Origin of the sequence: Sinorhizobium sojae CCBAU 05684, from assembly GCF_002288525.1 — a bacterium.
GTDB lineage: Bacteria > Pseudomonadota > Alphaproteobacteria > Rhizobiales > Rhizobiaceae > Sinorhizobium > Sinorhizobium sojae.
Genome location: NZ_CP023068.1, coordinates 1,036,298 through 1,057,744 on the forward strand (window position 1 = coordinate 1,036,298; position 21,447 = coordinate 1,057,744).

Consider the following 21,447-nt stretch of genomic DNA (forward strand, 5'->3'; position numbering starts at 1 on the left):
CTGAACCATTCATTTGTTCCGCTACGACTGGCTTCGGCGGGCAGCGGCGAAGACGACGACGCCTTGTTCCGGTATCTCCTCGACATTGTCGGCATCACGGGCTGCGAAGCTTGCCTCCGCGCTCGAGAGCATGCGCCGCCATCGCCAGCCGTCCCGCGGCTCAGGCAGAAAGAACCTACAATCTGCTCCGGCATTGAGCACCATGATGAGATCGCCGCCGGCGCCATCCTCGGTGTCGTGTAGGTGCACACCCATCGCCTGCTGCTCCATCTGATGCCAGTCCTCATGCGTCAGGACCTGACCGTCAGGACGAAGCCAGGTGACCAGCTCCGCGTCGAGAAAACTATCGTCTCGAAGAAGTGGATGGTCGAACCGAAAGGCGATGAGCCTCCTGCAAAAGCAAAGGAAATCCTCATCGCTGGAGCTCCAGCCGACCCAGCCGATTTCATTGTCCTGGCAGTAGCTGTTGTTGTTGCCGCCCTGGCTGTTGCCGAGCTCGTCTCCGCCGAGCACCATGGGCACTCCCCGGCTGAGCATCAGGGTAGCCATCATGGCCCTGCGTCGGCGCGAGCGCGCCGCCAGGACATCGGCATCGCCTGTTTCGCCTTCCACGCCGAGATTATCCGAGCAGTTATCCCCGTGTCCGTCCCTGTTATCCTCGCCATTTGCCTCATTGTGCCGCTCGTTGAAGGAGACGGTATCGGCGAGCGTCAGGCCGTCATGGGCGCTGACCAGGTTTATAGACGAGGTCGCCACACGGCCGGAATGGTTGAATTCCGTGGGGGAACCCACGAGGCGCTGTGCGAGGGTCGGTAGTTGCCCGGGATCGCGCCTCCAATACCGCCTGACGTCGTCGCGGAAGCGGTCGTTCCATTCGCGAAAGGGAGGGGGAAAGCCGCCGAGTTGGTAGCCGTCGTCGCCAATGTCCCAAGGCTCGGCGATCAGTTTCACGCCTGCGAGCACGGGATCCTGACGAATGGCGTCGAAGAAGCCGCCCTCGCGGTCGAATTCGATCTCTTCCCGTCCGAGCGCACTTGCGAGATCGAAACGAAAGCCGTCGACATGCATCGCGGTCACCCAATAGCGCAGGCTGTCCAAAACCATGCGAAGCACCATGGGATGAGCGGCGTTGAGCGTATTGCCGGTGCCGGTCATGTCGTATGTATGCCTGCCGTCGGGCGACTGGCGATAGTAGCTCAGGTTATCGAGGCCGCGGAAACTGAGCGTCGGTCCCAGTTCGGAACCTTCTCCAGTATGGTTGTAGACCACGTCCATGATCACTTCGATGCCGGCGGCGTGGAAAGCCTTCACCATCGATTTGAATTCCTGAATGCTGCCATTTGACAGATAGCGGCGAGCCGGCGCGAAGTAGCCGAGGGGCTGGTATCCCCAGTAGTTGCGTAATCCCCGTTCAACCAAGTGCCGATCGTCGAGAAAGTACTGCACCGGCAAGAGTTCGACCGCGGTCACGCCCAGCTTCGAGAGATGTTCGATGATCGCGGGGTGCCCCATCGCTTGGAACGTTCCGCGTTCCTGCTCCGGTATGCCGGGGCACATCATCGTCAGGCCCCTGACATGTGCCTCATAGATCACGGTATCCGTCCAGGGGCGCCGGATGGCCTGTTCTCCTTCCCAGTCAAATTCTGGATCCTGCACGACGGCCTTCACCATATAAGGGGCGCTGTCGCGCTCATCGAAGCTGAGATCGGCCTCCACATGGCCAACATGATAGCCAAAGAGGGCGTCGTCCCATCTCAGTTCTCCGAAAACCTGCTTGGCATAGGGATCGAGCAGGAGCTTGTTGGGGTTGAAGCGGTGACCGTTCACCGGATCATAGGGGCCGTAGACACGATAGCCGTAGAGCGTGCCGGGTCCGATCCCCTCGATGAAGCCGGACCACACATCTCCCTCGCGCGTCGGCAGCGGCAGGCGGGCGACTTCTGTTTTGCCATCGTTGGAGAAGAGGCACAGTTCGACCTTTTCGGCATGCGCTGAGAAGACCGCGAAATGCGTACCTGTGCCTATGTACTCGGCTCCAAGCTCCGGCTTCAGGAAGTCCAGCTTCGAGAAGGAGAGATTCATAAGCGCTTCCATCCTTTCCCCTTCAGTCACGCACAGTCGATCGCCGACAATGCGGCAGCCCCCGCCAAAGGTGCGAACGCACTGCAAAACACGTTTGTTCCTATACTTGCGGCCCGCCACTGTTATTCGGAACTTTGCGACAGCGGCAGGGTTCTTAGGACGCAATAGGGCAATCAAAAATGCTGACACGCGAAACGTTATGGGGGCCGCGGCTTCTGGCGCCCGGCCGGGCTGAATTCCGCATCTGGGCACCTGATCAGAGGCGCATGGGTGTCGTCGTCGACAAGCGGACGACACCCATGACGGAGGAGGAGGGTGGCTGGTTTTCGGCCGTCACCGCAGCGGATCCCGGCAGCCTGTACCAATTCGCACTTTCGGACGGAACGAAAGTAAGCGACCCGGCTTCCCACGCTCAGGCCTATGGAGTTGAGGGTCCGTCGGTTCTTGTCGACCAGGGCCAATATCGTTGGAAACATGCAGATTGGCGCGGACGTCCCTGGAAGGAGGCCGTCATTTACGAGCTGCATATCGGGACCTTCACCGAGGAAGGAACCTTCAGGGCCGCCATCACCCGCCTTGGGGATTTGGCGCGAGTTGGCATCACGGCCTTGGAAATCATGCCCGTGGCCCAGTTTCCGGGGAGCCGCGGATGGGGATATGACGGCGTGCTCCATTTCGCGCCGCACAATGCCTACGGCACGCCCGATGATCTCAAGGCCTTGATCGACGCGGCACACGGGCATGGAATAATGGTCATTCTGGACGTCGTCTACAACCACTTCGGCCCGCTGGGCAATGCGCTGGCGCGCTACGCATCACCCTTCTTCAACAGCAGACGGGCGACCCCTTGGGGAGTGGCGGTCGAATTCGACGAGCCCGCGGTAAGGCGCTTTTTCACAGAGAACGCTCTCTATTGGCTTCAGCACTTTCGCTTCGACGGCCTGCGCCTCGATGCGGTCGAGCACATCAAATGCACCCAGAAGACCCCGTTTCTTCAGGAGCTGGCACAGACGGTGCTCCGACGCATACCGGACCGTCATGTCCATCTGACGGTCGAGGATAACGAGCGGCGCCCGGAGCTCGTCGCCTATTCAGGCGATGGGCTGCCTTTGTATTTCTCGGCAGGTTGGAACGACGACTTTCATCACGCGGCCCACGTCATCGCGACCGGTGAGGCCACCGGCCACTACGAGCCTTACGGGCAAGCCCCTTCGACGATCCTGAAGGAAATTCTCGCAACGGGCTTTTGGTCGCGTTCAGGGAGCGGAAACCGAAACGTAGCGCAAACTATACCGTTGTCCCGCGTCGCGTTTCTGCAGAACCACGATCAGATCGGCAATCGCGCACTTGGCGAACGCTTGCGAACGCTGGTGCCGTCGGACCTTTTGGACGTGCTGACGTCCCTCCTTCTACTCTCGCCCCAGGTCCCTCTGCTGTTCATGGGCGACGACTACGGCGAGACCCGACCCTTTTGTTTCTTCGCCGACTATGAGGGCGAGATCGCCGATGCCATCCGGAAGAACCGGCCAAGGGAAGCGGTGCGCTTCGGCGGGAAGCCGGAAGATGCAAAGCACATTCCTGACGCCGTGGACCCGCGAACTCTCGAGACGTCCAAGCTGAACTGGCGCCGGGCGGAGAGTGGGGAAGGGGAGCGCGAACGCACGAAACTCAGCGAGCTCATAGACCTGCGGATGCGCCACATCGTTCCGATCTTGGCTCCGCCAAGAAAGGTAGTGGTTCACCCGTCGCCCGAAGGGCTGATCGCAATCGACTGGCATTTCAAGCTGGCGAGACTTCAATTGAGAGCCAATGTCTCGAGGCAGCAGCGGGCTTTTCCCCGTGTAGAGGGAGAGGTCATCTGGTCTATAGGCCAGCCCGCCGACGCGTCGGTGCTGAGGGCTCCCGGAATCCTCGTTGCCGTCGCAGTGGAGGCAGACAAACAGTGAAGAGTCCAGCCACAATGCGGAGGAGGAAAATGAAGCTGGGTCCAGCTCTTGTCGGCGACCATGCACACGGCGCATCGCTCGACGCCATCAGCCAGCAGGCCGAGGGCTGTCAGCGCTGCGATCTCTATAAGTATGCCAAGCAGCTCGTCTTCGGTGAAGGACCTCGCGACGCCAGACTCATCCTCGTCGGTGAACAGCCCGGCGACCGCGAGGACATCGAAGGCCGACCTTTCGTCGGACCGGCGGGCAATCTGCTCGCCCGGTGCCTGGAAGAGGCCGGCATCGAACGGACGGAATGCTACGTCACCAACGCGGTGAAACATTTCAAATACGAGCAGCGAGGCAAGCGCCGGATCCACTCGAAGCCGAATGCCGGCGAGATCCAGAGCTGTTCCTGGTGGCTCGGAGCGGAGATCGAAAAAATCCACCCGGAAGTCGTTGTCGCGCTTGGCGCAACAGCAGCAAGAACGCTGCTCGGCAACTCGGTCAAAGTCACACGGGACCGCGGCAGGGCAATCCACGCCGGACAGGATCTCGAAATCCTCGTGACAATTCACCCCTCTTATCTGTTGCGCATACGTGAGCGCGACGCTGCGCAACGCGAACGAGAGCGTTTCGTCGAAGACCTTAAGATAGCCGCCTCACTTCGTTCGTAGCATTGAACGCCCCCACGAGTTGTGAAACGTTTCGCGCGCAGAGTCGGCGAAGGGCAGGTTCGAGGTCGACGGCCCGGGCGCTTCGCATTCGTTCAGGCAAAGGGAGAATGTTGGATGTCGTGGAAACTCGATGAGACCGTGCAGACATCTGCGGGCGCAGTGGCGGCAGGTCGAACCGGAACTGGACCTCCGCTCGTGCTGGCTCATGGCTGGCCATGGTCTTCGTTTTCGTGGCACCGGATCATTCCGCACCTTTCCAAGCATTTTCGGGTCCACTGGTATGACATGCCTGGATACGGGCGATCCAGCAAGGAAGCGGGCCAGCGCACCTCCCTCGACGTGCAAGGAAAGATATTCGCCGAGATGCTGGCTCACTGGCGCCTCGAGCGGCCGATGGTCGTTGCCCACGACATGGGCGGAGCGACGACGCTGCGCGCCCATCTCCTGCATGGCTGCGATTTCGAGCGGTACGTTCTGATGAATGTCGTCGCGATGCGACCCTGGGGATCGGAGTTCTTCGATCACGTCGGTCGCCATGTCCAGGCCTTCTTGGGGCTGCCGCCGCACATCCACAGAGCCGTCGTGGAGGCCTACATCGAAGGGGCGATCGTCAACGACATCGATCCCGCCGATCTCGAGAGCCTCGTTGAGCCGTGGGTTTCCGAGGAGGGGCGGGTAAGCTTCTACCGCCAGTTCGCGCAAGCCGATGAGAGGTACACCGCCGAGATCGAAGGGCTACTCGCGGACATTCGCTGCCCGGTGAAAATCATGTGGGGCGAGAACGATCCCTGGATTCCGCTCGAGCGGGGCAAGGCGCTTCATTCGCTGATTTCCCAGGCCTCTTTCGAAACACTTACGGGCGTCGGCCATTTGCCCCAACTCGAAGACCCGGATCTCGTTATCGGCCGATTGGACCAATTTTTCCATCACACGTAGACCGGTAACCCGCTGGAGCGGCCCATGGCGTGGTCTCGGCCAACAGTGGTGTGGTTTTGTTGATTCGAGATGTCATCCATTGAACTTCCATTAGCATATGCGTAAATTCGCACGGTCGGGAGTTTCAGGGATTCGCCACCATCATGGAAGCTGTGACGCTTGTATTGACAGTCTGCCTCCTCTCCGCGCCCGAAAGGTGTCGCGAAGAGGTTCTGCGGCTCGAAGACACAGGCTCGGTGACGCAATGCATGTTCCGGTCCGTTATGTACATCGCTGAATGGTCCGAGCAGCACCCGGCGCTTCGCGTGAAAAAATGGTATTGCAAGCTGCCAGACATTAGCCAAACGATCTAACGACTTCGGGCGCGACCATATAGATCCTGCTGGCGGTTCTGCCCGACTTAAGACCGTCAGTTCTCGGCATCGTCAGGTCGGAAACAACAGCTCCACCGTCGTTCCCTTGCCCGGAGCCGAAATAATGCGCGCGTCTCCGCCGCTCTGGCGTACGAAGCCGTAGACGACGGCCAGGCCGAGACCGGCGCCGCCGCCCTCGTCGCGCGTGGTGAAGTAGGGCTCGAATGCCATGTCGACCGCTTCTGACGACATGCCTAAGCCGTCATCGGTGACAGAAACCAAAACGCCAGCCTCGCCACGGGCGCAGCGGATGAGGATAGTCCCACCCACCGGCATGGCGGCGGCTGCGTTGAGACATAGATTGAGGATCGACTGCTCGAAGAGCGCCGCGTCCAGCAGGACAGTCGGGAGGTCACCGGCAATGTCGAAGCAGAGCCGGCACTTTTCGCCGACAGCGATTTCAAGCACATCCGCCATGCCGCGCAACAGCGCGCCGATCTCTACGGCACCCGGATGGATCGGTTGCTGGCTGCCAATCGAGAGCATACTGCCGGCAAGCGAGCGGCCCCGGTCGGCTGCTTTGCGGATACGGGCGATGTGTCTCTTCTGCCGGTCGTTGAAGCCGGTTTCGCGCTCCAGGAGACCGAGGCTGCCGGTAATGATACCGATCATGTTACCAACCTCGTGACTCACTTGGTGCGTCATTCGCATTAAGCCGTCGAGACGCTGAGCCTTGGCGGCTTCCGCCTCCTGGCGGTCCATGTCGGTAACGTCGCGTGCGAGCAGAACGAAGCCGCCGTCCGGCTGGCGTGACAGCGAGACCTCGGTCACACGGCCCGCTTCGGAACGGTGGCGCAATACGGACCGGTGTTCGAGTGTACCGGTATCGCTTTCGGCGGGCAGAAGCGTCGGCTCTATCTCGGGAATAGGGCTTACGAATTTTCGCAGTGGCAACTTTCTAGCCGAGCCCGACCAACCGACGAGTTCAATGACGCGCCGGTTCATGGTGATCGGCCTGCCGACCGGGTCGAAGAGCGCAATGCCCTCGTTCATGTTGCGGAAGGTCGAGCGGATGGTGCGCGCCGCTGCCTCCGCGGTGCGCCGCAGCCGCGAGACGCGCTCGACGCTTTCGCGGAATGCGCGGAAGGCGTCCAGCAAACGCACGAGTTCAGTTTCCGTACCCTCGTAGGCCGGCGCGTCGACATCCTTCCGCCCTTCCGCCAGGGCATTCATACCGTTGGAAAGGGCGACAATGCCGCGCGAGACGCGCATGACGGAGCGGATGGAGAAGATCGCCATCACCAGTACGAGCAGGGAGGCGACGGCGACGATGACGAGCAGGCGGCTCAGCGCATCGGAGGTCGACACCAAATCTTCGTTGAGGCCGCGGGCGACCGCCTCGCTTTGGGTTTCCGTTGCATGTGAGAGATCGCGCGAGACGGAATGCAGCCGCGACACCGCGGCGCGGATGGCAAACATTTCGAGCAGGTAGCGCGCCTGCGCCTCGAAGACCCGCTCATACGGCGCGAGCTCGGCTGCGGAAACCCGCACATCCGGTCCCGCACGCCCGATGCGTGGCGTCGTTTCAGAGACGTAGCGGCGGCGCAGTTCGCCGAGCTGGAAGAGGCTGTCGGAATTGGAAGCCGACTGCACGATGGCGTTCAGTCGCCGGCGGAAATCGGCGTCGGCAATGCCGCGTCCGGTCGCGATCTCGCCGAGAGCGGCCGCAGCTTCCGCCTTGTGCTGCTGCGCGGAATCTGCATCGCCGGCAAGTGCCATCGTCTGCGTGCGGATCGTTTTCAGGAGTTCGACGATGCGAGCGCTGGCAAAGCCCTTCACAGCTGTCTCGCCGTTTTCCGGCTCCATGGCGCGCAGCAGCGCCTCAACCTGTGCGACGACGGAGTGGCTTTCGCTCGATATGCGATAGGGTGAGGTCGCGTTCATCAGGAATGGTGCACTCGACACGAGATCGGACACCTGTCGCGAGACGAGGGAGGCCTTGGCGAGGCTGGAAAAGGCCTGCAAGCCATAGGCCGCCATTTCCTCCCGCGCCCGCTGCAAACCGTAGACGGCAATGGTCGACAGGCTGAAGACGAGGACGCAGATGAAGGCGATTGCAAAGGGCAGGCGGAAGGCGATCGAGGAAAGGAAGGGGCGGCTGATCACGGCTGCAGCTCGCCGTCGTCCGTATCGAGGACATAACCCTTGCCGCGCCGCGTCTTGATGTGGCGCGGCAGGTTGGGATTGCGCTCGACCTTGCGCCGCAGCCGGAGCACTAGAACGTCGACATTACGGTCGATGTAACGGTCGCTCTCCGCACCTAGCCGGTCGAGGATATGGGCGCGGCTGACCGGTTTGTTCGGCGTCTCGGCGAGGATTTCGAGAAGGGCGAATTCGGCGCTGGTGAGCGATTTCGTCGGATCCGCGAGGCAGACCGCGCGGCGGCCATTGAGGTCGACCGACCAGTCACCGAGCTTCAGCGACGGGGATTCATGCTCACGCTTGTTTTCTCGCTCCGGCTTCAGCGAGGGGATCGTCCGGCGCAGCACGGCTTTGATGCGGGCCGTCAACTCGATCGGCTCGAAGGGCTTTACGACGTAATCGTCGGCCGCCGTTTCGAGCCCCAGAACCCGGTCCACCGCGCTGCCCGCCGCCGTGACCATGAGGATGCCGATATTGCTCTGTGCCCTGAGGCGTTGGGCGAAGGTACGGCCGGAGGTGCCGGGCAGGTTATGGTCGACGAGCACCAGATGCACCTTCTCGCGCGCCAGAACGCCTGCCGCCTCTTCCGCCGACGACGCGGTCACGGGCGCCCACCCCTCCGCCTCGACAAGATCCGCGATGAGCTCCGCCATGTCCGGATCGTCCTCGACGATCAGAATCCTTATCCCCTCGTTCAGCACATTTCCTTCCTCCCGCCGGCATCATAGGTGAGGCCGCCGCAATGTTCAAAGCAGGTCGTGTTATGCAATCTGTCACAATTGTAACCTTTGTAGTCTTTGCGATTTCTGCGACGGCCCAGCCTGTAACAACGGTAACCATTCTTCGATTGCTCCGGACACCGAATGTGACATCCTAACGGCGGAGATTGGACGTATCCGTTCAAAATGGGAGGACATCGTGAGAGGGATTACCGCTTTCAGCGCGGGCGTAGCCCTTTGTCTGTGCAGCGTCACGACGAGCATGGCGGGCCCATCGCTCACAGTGCTGTGCGGCGTTGAAGAGGTCTGGTGCGCCGAGATGAAGAAGGCCTTCGAAGCGAAATTCGGCCTTGAGATCTCGATGACCCGCAAGAGCACCGGCGACATCCTAAACCAGATCCGCGCGGAGAAGGTCGCACCGACCGTGGATGTCTGGTGGGGCGGCACGGGCGATACCCATCTGCAGGCCGGTTCCGAAGACCTGTTGGAGTCCTATCAGCCGGCGCATGAGCGCGACATGCTGCCTTGGGCGCAGAATTTCTTCGCCATGTCAGGCGGCCGCTCGGCGGGGATTTACGCGGGCGCGCTGGGCTTCGCTTACAACGCCGATCTGCTGCGCGAACTGAAGCTGCAGGCGCCGACCTGCTGGAAGGACCTCGCCGACGCTGCCTACCGCGGCCGCATCCGGAGCGGCAATCCGAACTCCTCCGGCACAGCATTTACGACGCTCGCGACGCTTGTGCAGCTTTTCGGCGAGGACGAGGCCTTCCGGTATATGGCGGCTCTCGACCGCAATATCGACCAATACACGACCGCAGGTTCTGCCCCGGTTAAGGCGGCGGCACGCGGCGAGACGCTGATCGGTATTTCCTTCATGCACGACGCCGTCACGCAGAAGCAGGCGGGTTCTCCGCTCGTCATCGTCGCCCCTTGCGAGGGGACGGGCTACGAGATCGGCGCCGTCAGCATCGTTAAGGGTGCGCAACACCTCGAGAACGCCAAGCGTTTCGTCGACTTCGCGTTGAGTCCGGAAGGGCAGGGCACGGGCGCCGCCGCCGGCCAGAACCAAGTGCCGTCTAATGCCAGATCGATCCTGCCGCTTGCAGCACCAGATATCTCGATGATCAAGATGGTGGACTACGACTTCGCCACCTTCGGCTCGCCAGAGGAACGAAGTCGGCTGCTCGAGAGGTTCGATGCGGAGATCACCGCGACGAACTGACCTAGATCCGCAAGCAAAATCCCGATCCGAAATCATGAACGTGCCGCTCTGCAAGGGGCGGACGGGCCAACTGTGCCCAGTTCATGCGAAACACCGATGTAAACCAAGGCAACAGGAGGATGCCATATGAAGATGAACGCTCTTTCCCTCATGCTCTTCGCTGGAGCGGCGCTCGCCGCCATGCCGGCGCAAGCGGCCGGTGACCTGAACCTCATCTGCTCGGCCGATGTCGTCATCTGCGAGCAGATGAAGGGGGATTTCGAGAAGGCGCACAGCAACATCAAAGTGAATATGGTCCGTCTCTCGTCCGGCGAGACCTATGCCAAGGTGCGGGCGGAAGTGCGCAACCCGAAGACGGACATCTGGTGGGGCGGCACGGGCGATCCGCAGCTTCAAGCGGCCTCGGAGGGCCTGACACTCGAATACAAGTCGCCGATGCTGGACGAGTTGCAGGACTGGGCTAAGAAGCAGGCCGAAAGCTCCGGCTTCCGTACCGTGGGCGTCTACGCCGGCGCTCTCGGCTGGGGCTACAATACGGACATCTTCAAGTCGAAGGGGATTAAGGAGCCGGGCTGCTGGGCCGATCTTCTGACCCCGGAACTTAAAGGCGAAATACAGATCGCCAATCCCAACTCGTCCGGCACGGCCTACACAGCACTCGCTTCGCTGGTGCAGATCATGGGTGAGGATCAGGCCTTCGACTATCTGAAGAAGCTCAACGACAATGTCTCACAGTACACCAAGTCGGGCTCCGCGCCGGTCAAGGCCGCAGCTCGCGGCGAGACGGCACTCGGCATCGTCTTCGTGCACGACGCGGTAGCGCAGATTGCCGAAGGTTTCCCCGTCAAGTCGGTCACGCCCTGCGAAGGCACCGGCTATGAGATCGGTTCTATGTCGATCATCAAGGGCGCGCGCAATCTCGATAACGCGAAAATCTGGTACGACTGGGCGCTGACTTCGGAAGCTCAGTCGCGCATGAAGGACGCGAAGTCTTTCCAGCTTCCCTCCAATATTAAGGCGGAGATACCTAAGGAAGCACCGCGCTTCGAAGGCATCAAGCTGATCGACTACGACTTTAAGGCTTATGGCGATCCGGAGCGTCGCAAGGCGCTCCTTGAAAGGTGGGATCGCGAGGTTGGCGCCGTCGCCAACTGAGCCCGGACCGGCGGCGCCCCTCTCGTTCGGGCGCCGCCTTCACGAAACGACAAATGACAGCGAGGTCGGCCATGACGCATGGCAATCGCAGGCTGGATATCGTCCTGTTCCTGGGCGCGGTCGCTACGACTCTTTTACCCTGGTACCGCACCGAGGGCGGCTTCTTCGGGCTCGGTTGGTTGGCCGGTTTCCCTCTTTCATCCGAGGTAGCGCCTCTCCTCGTCCAGATCGTCGCGCACGAACGGCCTTGGCTTGCCGCCGTCGCGCTGCTTCTCCTCATTGCTGGTGCGTCGCGGAGCATAGCAGACCCGATGCGTCGCGGCGGCGTGCTGGCATGGGTTGGGGCGCTGGGCGTCGTGTTCCTTTCACTTCAGGGTCTGGCAATCGGCTTTACCGGCTGGACCTGGACTATCAGCGAAAGCATTTTCGGGGCGCTTGACAAGGGCCAGCCCTCGATGGGCGCAGGTGCCGTGCTCGCGGCCGCGCTCTTTGTGCTGATCTTTTCCTTCGGCCTTGCCGAGCGCGGCGTGATGAAGGGCGATGCCTTCGTCGTCAGCGCGATCTCGCTGCTCGTCTTCCTCGTCGCCGTTTTCGTCTTCTATCCAATCGGCAGCATGTTCACCGGCGCGGTTCAGGATCTCGACGGCTCGTTCAATCCTAGCGGTTTCATTCGCAACGTGCAGGATCCCGGCATCTGGAACCTCGGCTGCTTGGTCGGTGGCGGGCGCTGCGGCGTCGCTTGGCGCACGTTGTGGCTTGCCATCATGACCGGCCTCGGATCGACGCTGCTCGGGCTTGCCTTCGCGCTCGTGGCCACCCGCACACGCTTTCCTTTCAAGAAAGGTCTTCGGCTGCTCACCATCCTGCCGATCATCACGCCGCCTTTTGTCATCGGCCTCGCGCTAACGTTGCTTTTCGGTCGCGCGGGCGTGGTCACCCAAGGCCTTTCCAACCTCTTCGGCATCGAGCCTGGCCGCTGGCTCTACGGCCTCACCGGAATCTGGATTGCGCAGGTGCTCTCCTTCACGCCGATCTCCTTCCTCGTGCTGATCGGTGTCGTCGAAGGCGTCAGTCCGTCGATGGAGGAGGCCTCACAGACGCTGCGCGCCGACCGCTGGCGTACCTTCTGGCGCGTCTCGCTGCCGCTGATGAAGCCGGGTCTTGCCAATGCCTTCCTCATCGGCTTCATCGAGAGCATGGCGGATTTCGGCAATCCGCTGGTGCTGGGCGGCAGCCATGGGGTGCTGTCGACGGAAATCTTCTTCGCCGTCGTCGGCTCGCAGAATGATCCCTCGCGTGCCGCCGTGCTGGCGATGGTACTGCTCTTCTTCACGCTCTCCGCCTTCCTCGCCCAACGCTTCTGGCTGTCCGGCAAGAACTTTGCCACCGTGACCGGCAAGGGCGACAGCGGGGCGCATATCGCGCTGCCGATCGGGCTCTCGATCGGCGTGCACGCGATCGTCATTCCGTGGATCATCTTCACGCTCGTGGTCTACGGCATGATCCTCGCCGGCGGCTTCGTGAAAACCTGGGGCCTCGACAACTCGCTGACTCTCGACCATTACGCCAAGGCTTTTTCGCTCACCTTCGAAGGCGGCCTTGCCTGGACGGGCGTTGCCTGGAATTCGTTCTGGACGACGATGGAGATAGCCCTCATCTCCGCGCCGTTGACGGCGATCGTCGGCCTGCTGACGGCCTATATCATCGTGCGCCAGAAGTTTGCCGGCCGGAATCTCTTCGAGTTCGCGCTGATGATGAGTTTCGCCGTTCCCGGCACGGTCATCGGCGTCAGCTACATCATGGCCTTTAACTTACCGCCGCTGGAAATGACGGGATCGGCGCTGATCCTCATTGCCTGCTTCGTCTTCCGCAACATGCCCGTCGGCGTGCGCGGCGGGATTGCGGCGATGAGCCAGCTCGACAAGAGCCTGGACGAGGCCTCGCTGACGCTTAGGGCCAATAGCTTGCGCACGATCTGCAAGGTCATTCTGCCGCTACTGCGCCCAGCGATCACTGCAGCCCTCGTCTACTCCTTCGTCCGGGCGATCACCTCGATCAGCGCCGTCATCTTTCTCGTCAGTGCCGAATACAACATGGCGACGGCCTACATCGTGGGTCTCGTCGAAAACGGCGAATACGGCGTGGCGATTGCCTATTCATCCATGCTGATCGTCGTGATGATCACGGTCATCACCGGCTTCCAGCTTCTCGTGGGCGAGCGGCGGTTGCGGCGCGAAAACCGCGTCGCCGGCGCCCCCCAGTCCGCTACCCTTGACCAGGAGAAAACCGCATGATCACCCAAAAAGCAGGATCCGTCGTCTTCGAGAATGTGCGTAAGACCTTCGGCTCCTTCACCGCGATCCCAGATCTTTCGCTTGCCATCGAGCCTGGCACGCTCGTCACATTGCTAGGCCCTTCCGGTTGCGGCAAGACGACGACGCTGCGCATGCTCGCTGGCCTCGAACATCCGACGGAGGGCAAGATTCTCATCGGCGGCAAGGATGTGACTATGCTGCCGGCGAACGAGCGCGACGTCTCCATGGTATTCCAGTCCTATGCGCTTTTTCCGCATATGAGCTCGCTCGACAACGTCGCCTACGGTCTCGAGTCTTCAGGGCTCAGTCGAAAAGAGGCGCGCGAAAGGGCGGAGGAGGGTCTTGTGCTTGTCGGCCTCGCCGGTATGGGCAAACGCCTGCCGGCGGAGCTTTCCGGCGGCCAGCAGCAGCGCGTCGCAGTCGCCCGCGCTCTGGTGCTGGAGCCGCAGGTGCTGTTGCTCGACGAACCGCTGTCGAACCTCGACGCACGATTGCGCCGCCGCGTGCGCACAGAGATCCGCGAGCTGCAGCAGCGGCTTGGCTTCACCGCCGTCTATGTCACGCACGACCAGGACGAGGCGCTCGCAGTTTCCGATCGCATCATTGTCATGAAGGATGGCCAAATCGCCCAATCGGGTGTTCCGCGCGAGCTCTATGAAACCCCGGCTTCTTCATTCATCGCCGATTTCATGGGGGAGGCGAACGTCGTTCCCTGCGAGGTGGTCGGAGTTGCGGACGGAGAGGCACAGATCCGAATCGGTGGTCTCTTACATCGCGTGCCGGCCGGAAAGGCCAAGCCCGGCGCCGCCAGACTGGCCGTGCGGCCCGGTGCGATATCGCTGGCAGAAGGCAAGGGGCAGGGGCTCGATGGCCGCATTCTGCACTCTGCCTATCTCGGCAGCCATGTCGAATACGAGGTGGAGACGGAAGTCGGCACGCTCTTCATCGTCGACCACATCGTGGACCGTATCCTGCCCGCCGCATCCGAAGCCTCGCTCGGCTTTAGGAGCCGCGGCATCGCTCTCATCAACAACTAACGACCGTGGAAATCGCAAGGAACATCAGCATGACGTCGCAAGAGATGGCACTGGATAAGCGCTTCGCCCTCGCCAAGGCCATCGTACAAGAGGCGGGCGCCATGGCGCTCGATTATTTCAACCGGCGCGAATCGCTGGTGATCGAGACCAAGCGGGACCTGCAGGATGTCGTTTCCATCGCGGACCGCAACGTGGAAATGCTCATCCGCGAGCGAGTGGAGACGATGTTTGCCGAGGACGGTTTCCTCGGCGAGGAGTTCGGCCATACCACCGGCACCTCCGGCTACACTTGGGTCGTCGATCCGATCGATGGTACGGCGCCCTTCGTCAACGGCATGCCGAACTGGTGCGTCTCGATCGCCGTCCTGCACGAGAACGTGCCTGTCATCGGAGTCATCGGTGCGCCGTGCCATGGCGAACTCTATGCCGCTGCTGTCGGCGAGGGCGCGAAGCTCAACGGCAAGATGCTCTCGCTCGACCCGTCTCGTACCATCCAGAATGCCGTCACGGGCATTGGCGCCAACAGCTATGTGGCACCGGAAATCGTCGCCGATATTGTGAGCCGGCTGCTCCAGGCCGGCGGCAATTTCGTGCGCAACGGGTCCGGCGCGCTGATGCTCGCCTATGTCGCCGCGGGTCGGCTCGTTGGTTACTACGAGCCTTACATGCATGCTTGGGATTGCCTCGCCGGCTATTGCCTCGTGAAGGAGGCTGGCGGCTGGTACCATCCCTTCCCGACAGAAGACGAGAACCTGACCAGAGGTGCGCCCGTCATTGCGTCGGGTCCGGGCGCGCGCTCCGACCTAGAGAAACTGGCGGGCGTGGCCTAAACCACAGCGAATACCACCGGCTTGCTGTTCGATCCGCCGCGCCTTTGGCCAGAATAGCAGTGCGGCCGCGAAGTCCGCACGCAGACGTTTCACGCGCAAGTTCTTCTATGGGAACCCGGACCCGGCTTTCGGGGGCTGGTAGGCATTCCTACCTTCTGAGTTGCGCCCTAGTACCGAGACTCGCGCATTCCATAGCCTTTGCGGAATCGAGGCGTCCGAACGGCCATTGATCTGATCGGCGTGGTGGCTAGGGGAGGCGCTTGTGCGCTGGGTATAGCTGCGCGTACTACTTCAGCCGCACCAATGGGTTGCTCGCACTCGGTGGCCTCACGAGCTCGACTGCTGTGGGAACGAGGCAGCATCGCCCCGTGTTCGTTTCCTCCCGTTTGGCGGATGAAACCAGATAGTTTTCGTGTTAAGCAACCTGGTGCGGCTTACGACCCAACAAGCAGCTGCTCCCGCAGGGGCACGTTGCGCTCCCTAGTCAAAACGGCGATACACGCAGCATGAACAACAAGGCTAACAGCACTGGAATTAAGGGCGTCAAGCCGCACGAGGCCCCGGCTGGAAGGCGGCGTTCACTGGCGATCGGACTCCTGCGCGCTCGTGAAGCGGTGATGAGCCATTTCCGGCCGATCCTCGCGGCTCATGATGTGACAGAGCAGCAGTGGCGGGTCATCCGCGCTCTGGCCGAGGCGGGCACGCTCGATGCGACGGAAGTGGCGGAGAGGGCATTCATCCTCGCGCCGAGCCTTACGAGAATGTGTCGCTCCCTCGAGGACCGTGGCTTCATCACCAGGCATAAGGACAAGGCTGACGGCCGACGAGTCCTGCTGCAGATCACCCCCGCCGGCCGGGCGATCATCGAGGAGGTGATGCCGGAGAGCCTCAAGGTATACGCGGATATTGATGCCCGATTCGGGGCGGAGCGGGTGGAGCAGCTTCTCGACATGCTGGAGGAGCTCTCAAGACTCGGGCTCCAGGACCGGACGAAAGACGAGGGCGGTCAGTAGACGCCTGCGCCCCTCGCGCCCTCGGAAGGCTCCACCTTCTGGAAGTCACGGAGTAATTGACTGGTAGCGTTGGCGAGGAGGGTCACGTCATTGCCGATCGCAACGAAAGTTGCGCCGAGTTCCAGATAATGTTTTGCAAGCGAGAGGTCGCCGGTCAGGATGCCGGCCGCCTTGCCAAACTGCTGTATTCTGAGCAGCGCCTTCTCTACTTCTGCTTGAACTTCCGGCGCTCCGGGATCGCCGAGGAAACCCATATCGGCTGCGAGGTCCGCCGGGCCGACGAACACACCATCCACACCCTCCGTCCCGGCGATGTCTTCGAGTGCTTGCAGCCCGGCGCAGCTCTCGATTTGAAGCAGCAGGCAGACCTCATCGTTCGCCGTCTGCAGATAGTCGGCCGTTCGACTGAAGGCCGAGGCGCGAGCGAGTGCTGCCCCGACTCCGCGCAGGCCGTGAGGCGGGTAGCGCACCGCCCTCACCATCGTTTCTGCCATTGCTTTGCTGTCGACCATCGGGATGAGAAGCGTCTGCGCGCCGATGTCGAGCAGCTGCTTGACGATCCACGTTTCTCCGATGGGCGGGCGGATCACCGCATGGCTCGCGGTCCCCTTCATGGCCTGGAGTTGGGAAACCAAGAGGGGCACGTCGTTCGGCGCATGCTCGGCGTCAAGCAGCAGCCAGTCATAGCCGGCCCCGGCGCAGATCTCGACGGTGTAAGGGTTCGCGAGCGCCTGCCAGAGGCCGATCTGGGCACGGCCTTCTCTTAGCGCTTGCTTAAAACGATTTTTTGGCGCGGGCATTCGGGTCTCCTCAGGCGAAAAAGAGGCTCACCGAGCCGTAAGGCCCGAAATCGGCGACGATGGTGTCGCCATGCCGTGCCTCGATCGGTCGGATGAAGGAACCGGCAAGAACAATCTGTCCGGCCTCGATGCCGTCGCCGTATTGTGCGAGCCGGTTGGCGAGCCAGGCGACACCGCGGGCCGGCTGGTTGAGCACGCCGGCGCCGAGGCCGGTTTCCTCGACCTCGGCATTGCGGCTGACAACCGCACCCATCCAGCGCATGTCGATTGCATCGGGGCGAACGGCTCGGCCGCCCGTAACGAGGCCGGCATTGGCGGCGTTGTCGGAAATCGTATCAAAGACGTTGCGCGCCTTTTTGGTATCCGGATCGACACGAACGATGCGTGTATCGAGAATTTCCAACGCCGGGGTGACGTAGTCGGTGGCGTTCAGCACATCGAAAACGGTAACCCCCTGACCTTTCAGCGGCGCCTTCATCACGAAGGCGATTTCCGCTTCGATGCGCGGCTGGATGAAGCGGTTGGCGGGGACGGTGGCGCCGTCCTCGAAGACCATGTCGTCGAAGAGTACGCCCGAGTCCGGAATGTTGATGTTCAACGCGTACTGCATCGCCTTGGAGGTCAGGCCGATTTTCCAGCCGATCACTTGGCGACCGGCAGCGATCTTCTTTTTCACCCAGGCGCCCTGGATGGCATAGGCGTCGTCCATGTCTATTTCGGGATATTTCAGCGAGAGGAGCCCGGTCTGGACGCGGACGCGCTCGGCTTCGTCGAGGCTTTCAGCCGCCGCTTCGATCTGGTCTCTGGTCATCATGCCGACACCTCGTCCGCGATTGTGTTCCGCAAAATGCCGATACCGTCCGCCTCGACCTCGACGATATCGCCGGGCTTCAGCCAGGTCGGCGGATCGAAGCGCGCGCCGGCACCCGTAGGCGTGCCGGTGACAATGACGTCGCCCGGCACGAGGGTCGTGAAGGTCGAGATATAATTGATGATCTTGCGGAACGAGAAGATCATCCGGCTCGTCCGGTCCCTCTGGCGGACTTCCCCGTTGACCCGGGTTTCGAGGTTTATGTCGGCGAGTTGGGCCTCATCCGTATAAGGAACGAGCCATGGACCGATCGAGCCGGTGCGGTCGAAATTCTTACCCTGGGTGACGTTGAACTTGGCGTGCCGCACCCAGTCGCGGATCGTGCCCTCGTTGCAGAGCGACAGCGCCGCGATGTGGCCGAGCGCATCGGCTTCCGCGATGCGGCGGCCGCCCTTGCCGATGACAATGACGATCTCTCCCTCGTAGTCGAGTTGCGCACTCTCCGGCGGGCGGATGAGCGGCTCATTATGACCGGTGAAGGAACGGGGAAAACGGATGAACAGCGACGGGTTCGCCGGTGCGGCCTGGCCGTCCTTGTATTCCTCGTTTCGGTCGGGGAAGTTCACGCCGACGCAGATGATCTTTTCCGGCGAGGGGATCGGAATCTCGAAGCGTATGTCTTCGGCCGGGAAGTCAGACGACAGGGACGCACTCTCCGCGGCGAGCCGGAAAAGCGAGCCCTCTTCGATGACTTCGCGCAGCGTCGGCCAACGGGCGCCGTAGCGTGCCGAGAGGTCGACGACGCCTTCCTCCGTCAGAAGGCCGTAGCCCTTGCGGTTCTTCTGGGTAAAGCTGAGGAATTTCGGACGGGACATGAGAACTTACCTTTAGGCGGCGCTCTTTGCGATTTCGGTGACGACTTCGAAGGCCATATCGGCATCTTGCTCGGTCATATCGAACTGCCCCGCCTGGAAGCGGATCGCCACGCGCCCGTCGACGCGGGTCTGGGTGAGATAGATCCGCCCGTCATCGTTGATGGCGTTGACGAGGGCGAGGTTGTGAGCGTCGAGGTCGCCACTGCCCATGTGCCGGAACGAGAAAAGGGAGAAGATCGGCCTGGTGACGATCTCGAATCCATCCTGCCTGCCGAGCCGCTCGGCGAGTTTCTCCGCCCAGGCGACGTGGTTGCGGATCATGCCCTTGAGCCCCTCCAGCCCATGGAACCGCAAGAGGAACCAAAGTTTCAGCGCCCGGAAACGCCTGCCAAGCGGCACCGTCCATTCGGAATAGTTGATGATCCCGTCCTTGCCATGGGTTTTCAAATATTCGGGTTTGATCGCCAGCGTGCGAACCAGGTCATCCGGGCTTCGGATGAAATGCGCCGAGCAATCGAACTGGGCGCCGAGCCATTTGTGCGGGTTGAAGACGACGGAGTCGGCCTCCTCGACGCCGGCCCACAGAGGACGGAACTCCTCGCAGATCATCGCCGAACCGGCCCAGGCCGCATCCACATGCACGTAGAGACCGTGGGCATGGGCGATCCGAACCACGTCGGCGATATTGTCGCACGCGCCGGTGCTTGTGCCGCCAGTGCAGGCGATGACACCGGCGGGCACATAGCCGGCCGCCTTGTCGCGGAGGATCGCCGCTTCAAGCGCCGCACAATCCATCGAACGATATTCGCCCTGGACCGGAATGCGCACGAGATTGTCCTCGCCGATGCCGGAGACCCAGATGGCGCGATCGATCGACGTGTGGACCTGATCCGAGGAATAGACGCGGAGGCGTGGATTGGCGCCAAGCCCTGCCTTGTTGCCGTTCCAGGCAAGCGCACGCTCGCGCATGACGAGGACCGCGGAAAGCGTCGCCGAGGAGGCGGAATCCTGAATGACGCCGGCAAAGCCCTCCGGCAGGCCGATTGCCTGACGCAGCCAGTCCAGAACCTTCGTTTCAAGCTCGGTTGCGGCAGGCGAAGTCTGCCAGAGCATGCACTGGGCGGCGATTGCTGACACCAGATATTCAGCGACGACGGACACCGGCGCCGCGTTCGCCGGAAAATAGGCGAAGAAGCGCGGATGCTGCCAGTGCGTCATCCCCGGCATGATGATCTTCTCGAAATCGGCAAAGATCGCATCCATGCTCTCGCCGGCCTGCGGCGGGGCTGCTGGTATCTGCGCCGCGATGTCGCCTGGCGCCGTTTGCGCGCGCACTGGCCTCTCGCGCAGCGACGCCCGGTAGGCGCTGCCCCATTCTGCGGCCTTTCTCGACCATTCGGCAAAGGTGGCTTCATCCATCCCTCTGTCTCCTCGCGAACATTGCGGAATGTTGCGACGGGCGCGTCTTTGCGCCCGGCGCGCTGGTGTCAGCGGCCGATCGTCAGGGCGCGATGATCGGCTGCGCCTTCAGCACGGAGTCCGCCACGGCGGCCCCGGCGAACAGGCTGCCATGCTCGAACCAGGATTTCGGCGCCGGTGCGCCCCAGAGCGTCTGTCGCTGCGGGTCCTTCAGATCCCATTTGATCGGCTCGAGGTCCGGGTCCACCGTCTGGTAGTCCGAGCAATAGATCTCGATTCGGTGGCCGTCCGGATCGAGAATATAGAGGAAGAAGGCGTTGGAGACGCCGTGGCGGCCGGGGCCGCGCTCGATGTTCGCCACCCAGCCGGTGGTCGCCATCAGGTCCAGCAGGTCGATGATGTTGAGCGGCGTCGGCACCCAGAAGGCGGTATGATGCAGGCGCGGGCCGCGGCCATTGGTGAAGGCAATATCGTGGACGCCGCCCTTGCGGTGTGTCCAGGCCGCCCAGAGGCGACCGGTTTCCTCGTCCTCGGTATATTCCGTCACGCGGAAGCCGAGCTCGTTGTAGAAGGCAACGCTCTCGTCGACATTCGGCGAGAAGCAGTTGAAATGATCTATCCGGAGCGGCTTCACGCCCCTGTAGAGGGCGTATTGCTGGTGGATCGGCGGCAGCCGGTCCATTTTCGAATAGAATTCGAGCGGGACGCCGTGCGGATCACGGGTGCGGAAGGTGCGCGCCTGATAGGCACGCTCCAGCCATTCGACCGGCAAGTCCTTCGCCTTGAAGAAATGCGCCGCCTTGTCGAGGTCCTCGTCGCTGAAAACCTTGAAGCCGAGGTCGCCGGCTTCCGCCTTGCCGGACTTCTTCAGGACGATGCAATGATGGCCGCGCTCCTCCATGGCGCGCAGATAGATGGTGTCCGACGTCTCGTCGGTCACCTGCAGGCCGAGCGTGTCGACGTAGAAGGCGCGCGACTTGGCAAGGTCCGTTACCCCGAGCTCGACATGGGAGAGCCGCACGATGTTGAAGGGCGGGTAAAGATTGGGTTTAGGTATCAGCATCGGGTCCTCCTCC

General features: G+C 62.0%; 18 protein-coding genes. 10 read left to right on the plus strand and 8 right to left on the minus strand.

Annotated elements, in window-relative coordinates:
• Nucleotides 1-21: 21 nt before the first annotated feature.
• Complete coding sequence (glgX, locus tag SJ05684_RS22465; RefSeq protein ID WP_034857736.1) at nucleotides 22-2,082, minus strand: glycogen debranching protein GlgX; 2,061 nt, start codon at nucleotides 2,080-2,082, stop codon at nucleotides 22-24.
• A gap of 179 nt (nucleotides 2,083-2,261) precedes the next feature.
• On the opposite strand from glgX, the gene treZ reads away from it, so the two are divergent.
• The 4 genes from treZ to SJ05684_RS30555 all read left to right on the plus strand — a co-directional run bounded on the left by treZ (nucleotide 2,262) and on the right by SJ05684_RS30555 (nucleotide 5,973).
• A complete protein-coding gene (gene treZ, locus SJ05684_RS22470; protein ID WP_034857730.1) occupies nucleotides 2,262-4,028 on the plus strand; it encodes a malto-oligosyltrehalose trehalohydrolase in 1,767 nt (588 codons plus the stop codon).
• Nucleotides 4,029-4,042: 14 nt separating this feature from the next.
• Nucleotides 4,043-4,684 carry a UdgX family uracil-DNA binding protein gene (locus SJ05684_RS22475; protein WP_034857729.1) on the plus strand — a complete coding sequence of 214 codons (642 nt, stop codon included), beginning with the start codon at nucleotides 4,043-4,045 and terminating at the stop codon, nucleotides 4,682-4,684.
• Nucleotides 4,685-4,798: 114 nt separating this feature from the next.
• Nucleotides 4,799-5,620 carry an alpha/beta fold hydrolase gene (locus tag SJ05684_RS22480; protein ID WP_034857728.1) on the plus strand — a complete coding sequence of 274 codons (822 nt, stop codon included), beginning with the start codon at nucleotides 4,799-4,801 and terminating at the stop codon, nucleotides 5,618-5,620.
• Between the two features lie 143 nt (nucleotides 5,621-5,763).
• Nucleotides 5,764-5,973: a hypothetical protein gene (locus tag SJ05684_RS30555; protein ID WP_034857727.1), complete on the plus strand. Its 210-nt coding sequence runs from the start codon at nucleotides 5,764-5,766 to the stop codon at nucleotides 5,971-5,973.
• Nucleotides 5,974-6,045: 72 nt separating this feature from the next.
• Here SJ05684_RS30555 and SJ05684_RS22490 read toward each other — a convergent pair whose 3' ends face one another.
• Nucleotides 6,046-8,139, minus strand: a complete 2,094-nt coding sequence (locus SJ05684_RS22490) for an ATP-binding protein (protein WP_034857726.1) — start codon at nucleotides 8,137-8,139, stop codon at nucleotides 6,046-6,048.
• Nucleotides 8,136-8,876, minus strand: coding sequence for a response regulator transcription factor (locus SJ05684_RS22495; RefSeq protein ID WP_034857725.1), 741 nt, complete (start codon nucleotides 8,874-8,876; stop codon nucleotides 8,136-8,138). The genes SJ05684_RS22490 and SJ05684_RS22495 overlap by 4 nt, the downstream gene beginning before the upstream one ends.
• 217 nt (nucleotides 8,877-9,093) lie before the next feature.
• Here SJ05684_RS22495 and SJ05684_RS22500 point away from each other — a divergent pair, with 217 nt between their 5' ends.
• From SJ05684_RS22500 to hpaR, 6 genes are all read left to right on the plus strand, one after another.
• Nucleotides 9,094-10,116, plus strand: coding sequence for an ABC transporter substrate-binding protein (locus SJ05684_RS22500; RefSeq protein WP_083846232.1), 1,023 nt, complete (start codon nucleotides 9,094-9,096; stop codon nucleotides 10,114-10,116).
• Nucleotides 10,117-10,242: 126 nt separating this feature from the next.
• Nucleotides 10,243-11,271 carry an ABC transporter substrate-binding protein gene (locus tag SJ05684_RS22505; protein ID WP_034857723.1) on the plus strand — a complete coding sequence of 343 codons (1,029 nt, stop codon included), beginning with the start codon at nucleotides 10,243-10,245 and terminating at the stop codon, nucleotides 11,269-11,271.
• A 71-nt stretch (nucleotides 11,272-11,342) separates the two neighbouring features.
• On the plus strand, nucleotides 11,343-13,565 hold the full coding sequence (locus SJ05684_RS22510) for an ABC transporter permease (RefSeq protein ID WP_034857722.1): 2,223 nt from the start codon (nucleotides 11,343-11,345) through the stop codon (nucleotides 13,563-13,565).
• A complete protein-coding gene (locus SJ05684_RS22515; protein ID WP_034857721.1) occupies nucleotides 13,562-14,623 on the plus strand; it encodes an ABC transporter ATP-binding protein in 1,062 nt (353 codons plus the stop codon). The genes SJ05684_RS22510 and SJ05684_RS22515 overlap by 4 nt, the downstream gene beginning before the upstream one ends.
• Before the next feature lie 29 nt (nucleotides 14,624-14,652).
• Nucleotides 14,653-15,453 (plus strand): inositol monophosphatase family protein, encoded by an 801-nt coding sequence (locus tag SJ05684_RS22520; RefSeq protein ID WP_034857719.1) that lies wholly within the window; start codon nucleotides 14,653-14,655, stop codon nucleotides 15,451-15,453.
• A 506-nt stretch (nucleotides 15,454-15,959) separates the two neighbouring features.
• Nucleotides 15,960-16,466: a homoprotocatechuate degradation operon regulator HpaR gene (gene hpaR / locus SJ05684_RS22525; RefSeq protein WP_034857717.1), complete on the plus strand. Its 507-nt coding sequence runs from the start codon at nucleotides 15,960-15,962 to the stop codon at nucleotides 16,464-16,466.
• On the opposite strand, the gene hpaI is transcribed toward hpaR, so the two are convergent.
• The 5 genes from hpaI to hpaD form a co-directional block, all read right to left on the minus strand.
• Entirely contained in the window at nucleotides 16,460-17,266 is an 807-nt protein-coding gene (gene hpaI / locus SJ05684_RS22530; protein WP_034857715.1) for a 4-hydroxy-2-oxoheptanedioate aldolase, read from the minus strand. The genes hpaR and hpaI overlap by 7 nt on opposite strands.
• A 10-nt stretch (nucleotides 17,267-17,276) precedes the next feature.
• Nucleotides 17,277-18,080 carry a 2-oxo-hept-4-ene-1,7-dioate hydratase gene (gene hpaH, locus SJ05684_RS22535; protein WP_034857714.1) on the minus strand — a complete coding sequence of 268 codons (804 nt, stop codon included), beginning with the start codon at nucleotides 18,078-18,080 and terminating at the stop codon, nucleotides 17,277-17,279.
• A complete protein-coding gene (locus SJ05684_RS22540) occupies nucleotides 18,077-18,952 on the minus strand; it encodes a fumarylacetoacetate hydrolase family protein (protein WP_034857713.1) in 876 nt (291 codons plus the stop codon). The genes hpaH and SJ05684_RS22540 overlap by 4 nt, the downstream gene beginning before the upstream one ends.
• Nucleotides 18,953-18,964: 12 nt before the next feature.
• Entirely contained in the window at nucleotides 18,965-20,371 is a 1,407-nt protein-coding gene (locus SJ05684_RS22545) for a pyridoxal phosphate-dependent decarboxylase family protein (RefSeq protein ID WP_034857711.1), read from the minus strand.
• A gap of 82 nt (nucleotides 20,372-20,453) precedes the next feature.
• Entirely contained in the window at nucleotides 20,454-21,434 is a 981-nt protein-coding gene (hpaD, locus tag SJ05684_RS22550) for a 3,4-dihydroxyphenylacetate 2,3-dioxygenase (protein WP_095694349.1), read from the minus strand.
• Between the last annotated feature and the right edge of the window lie 13 nt (nucleotides 21,435-21,447).

Excerpts from the sequence above, each read along its gene's own strand:
- SJ05684_RS22540 (WP_034857713.1), bottom strand. The coding sequence starts at position 18,952 with ATGTCCCGTCCGAAATTCCTCAGCTTTACCCAGAAGAACCGCAAGGGC.
- SJ05684_RS22510 (WP_034857722.1), top strand. The coding sequence starts at position 11,343 with ATGACGCATGGCAATCGCAGGCTGGATATCGTCCTGTTCCTGGGCGCG.
- SJ05684_RS22515 (WP_034857721.1), top strand. The coding sequence starts at position 13,562 with ATGATCACCCAAAAAGCAGGATCCGTCGTCTTCGAGAATGTGCGTAAG.
- SJ05684_RS22545 (WP_034857711.1), bottom strand. The coding sequence starts at position 20,371 with ATGGATGAAGCCACCTTTGCCGAATGGTCGAGAAAGGCCGCAGAATGG.
- hpaI (WP_034857715.1), bottom strand. The coding sequence starts at position 17,266 with ATGCCCGCGCCAAAAAATCGTTTTAAGCAAGCGCTAAGAGAAGGCCGT.
- SJ05684_RS22505 (WP_034857723.1), top strand. The coding sequence starts at position 10,243 with ATGAAGATGAACGCTCTTTCCCTCATGCTCTTCGCTGGAGCGGCGCTC.
- SJ05684_RS22475 (WP_034857729.1), top strand. The coding sequence starts at position 4,043 with ATGCGGAGGAGGAAAATGAAGCTGGGTCCAGCTCTTGTCGGCGACCAT.
- SJ05684_RS22520 (WP_034857719.1), top strand. The coding sequence starts at position 14,653 with ATGACGTCGCAAGAGATGGCACTGGATAAGCGCTTCGCCCTCGCCAAG.
- hpaR (WP_034857717.1), top strand. The coding sequence starts at position 15,960 with ATGAACAACAAGGCTAACAGCACTGGAATTAAGGGCGTCAAGCCGCAC.
- treZ (WP_034857730.1), top strand. The coding sequence starts at position 2,262 with ATGCTGACACGCGAAACGTTATGGGGGCCGCGGCTTCTGGCGCCCGGC.
- SJ05684_RS22480 (WP_034857728.1), top strand. The coding sequence starts at position 4,799 with ATGTCGTGGAAACTCGATGAGACCGTGCAGACATCTGCGGGCGCAGTG.
- hpaH (WP_034857714.1), bottom strand. The coding sequence starts at position 18,080 with ATGATGACCAGAGACCAGATCGAAGCGGCGGCTGAAAGCCTCGACGAA.
- hpaD (WP_095694349.1), bottom strand. The coding sequence starts at position 21,434 with ATGCTGATACCTAAACCCAATCTTTACCCGCCCTTCAACATCGTGCGG.
- glgX (WP_034857736.1), bottom strand. The coding sequence starts at position 2,082 with ATGAATCTCTCCTTCTCGAAGCTGGACTTCCTGAAGCCGGAGCTTGGA.
- SJ05684_RS30555 (WP_034857727.1), top strand. The coding sequence starts at position 5,764 with ATGGAAGCTGTGACGCTTGTATTGACAGTCTGCCTCCTCTCCGCGCCC.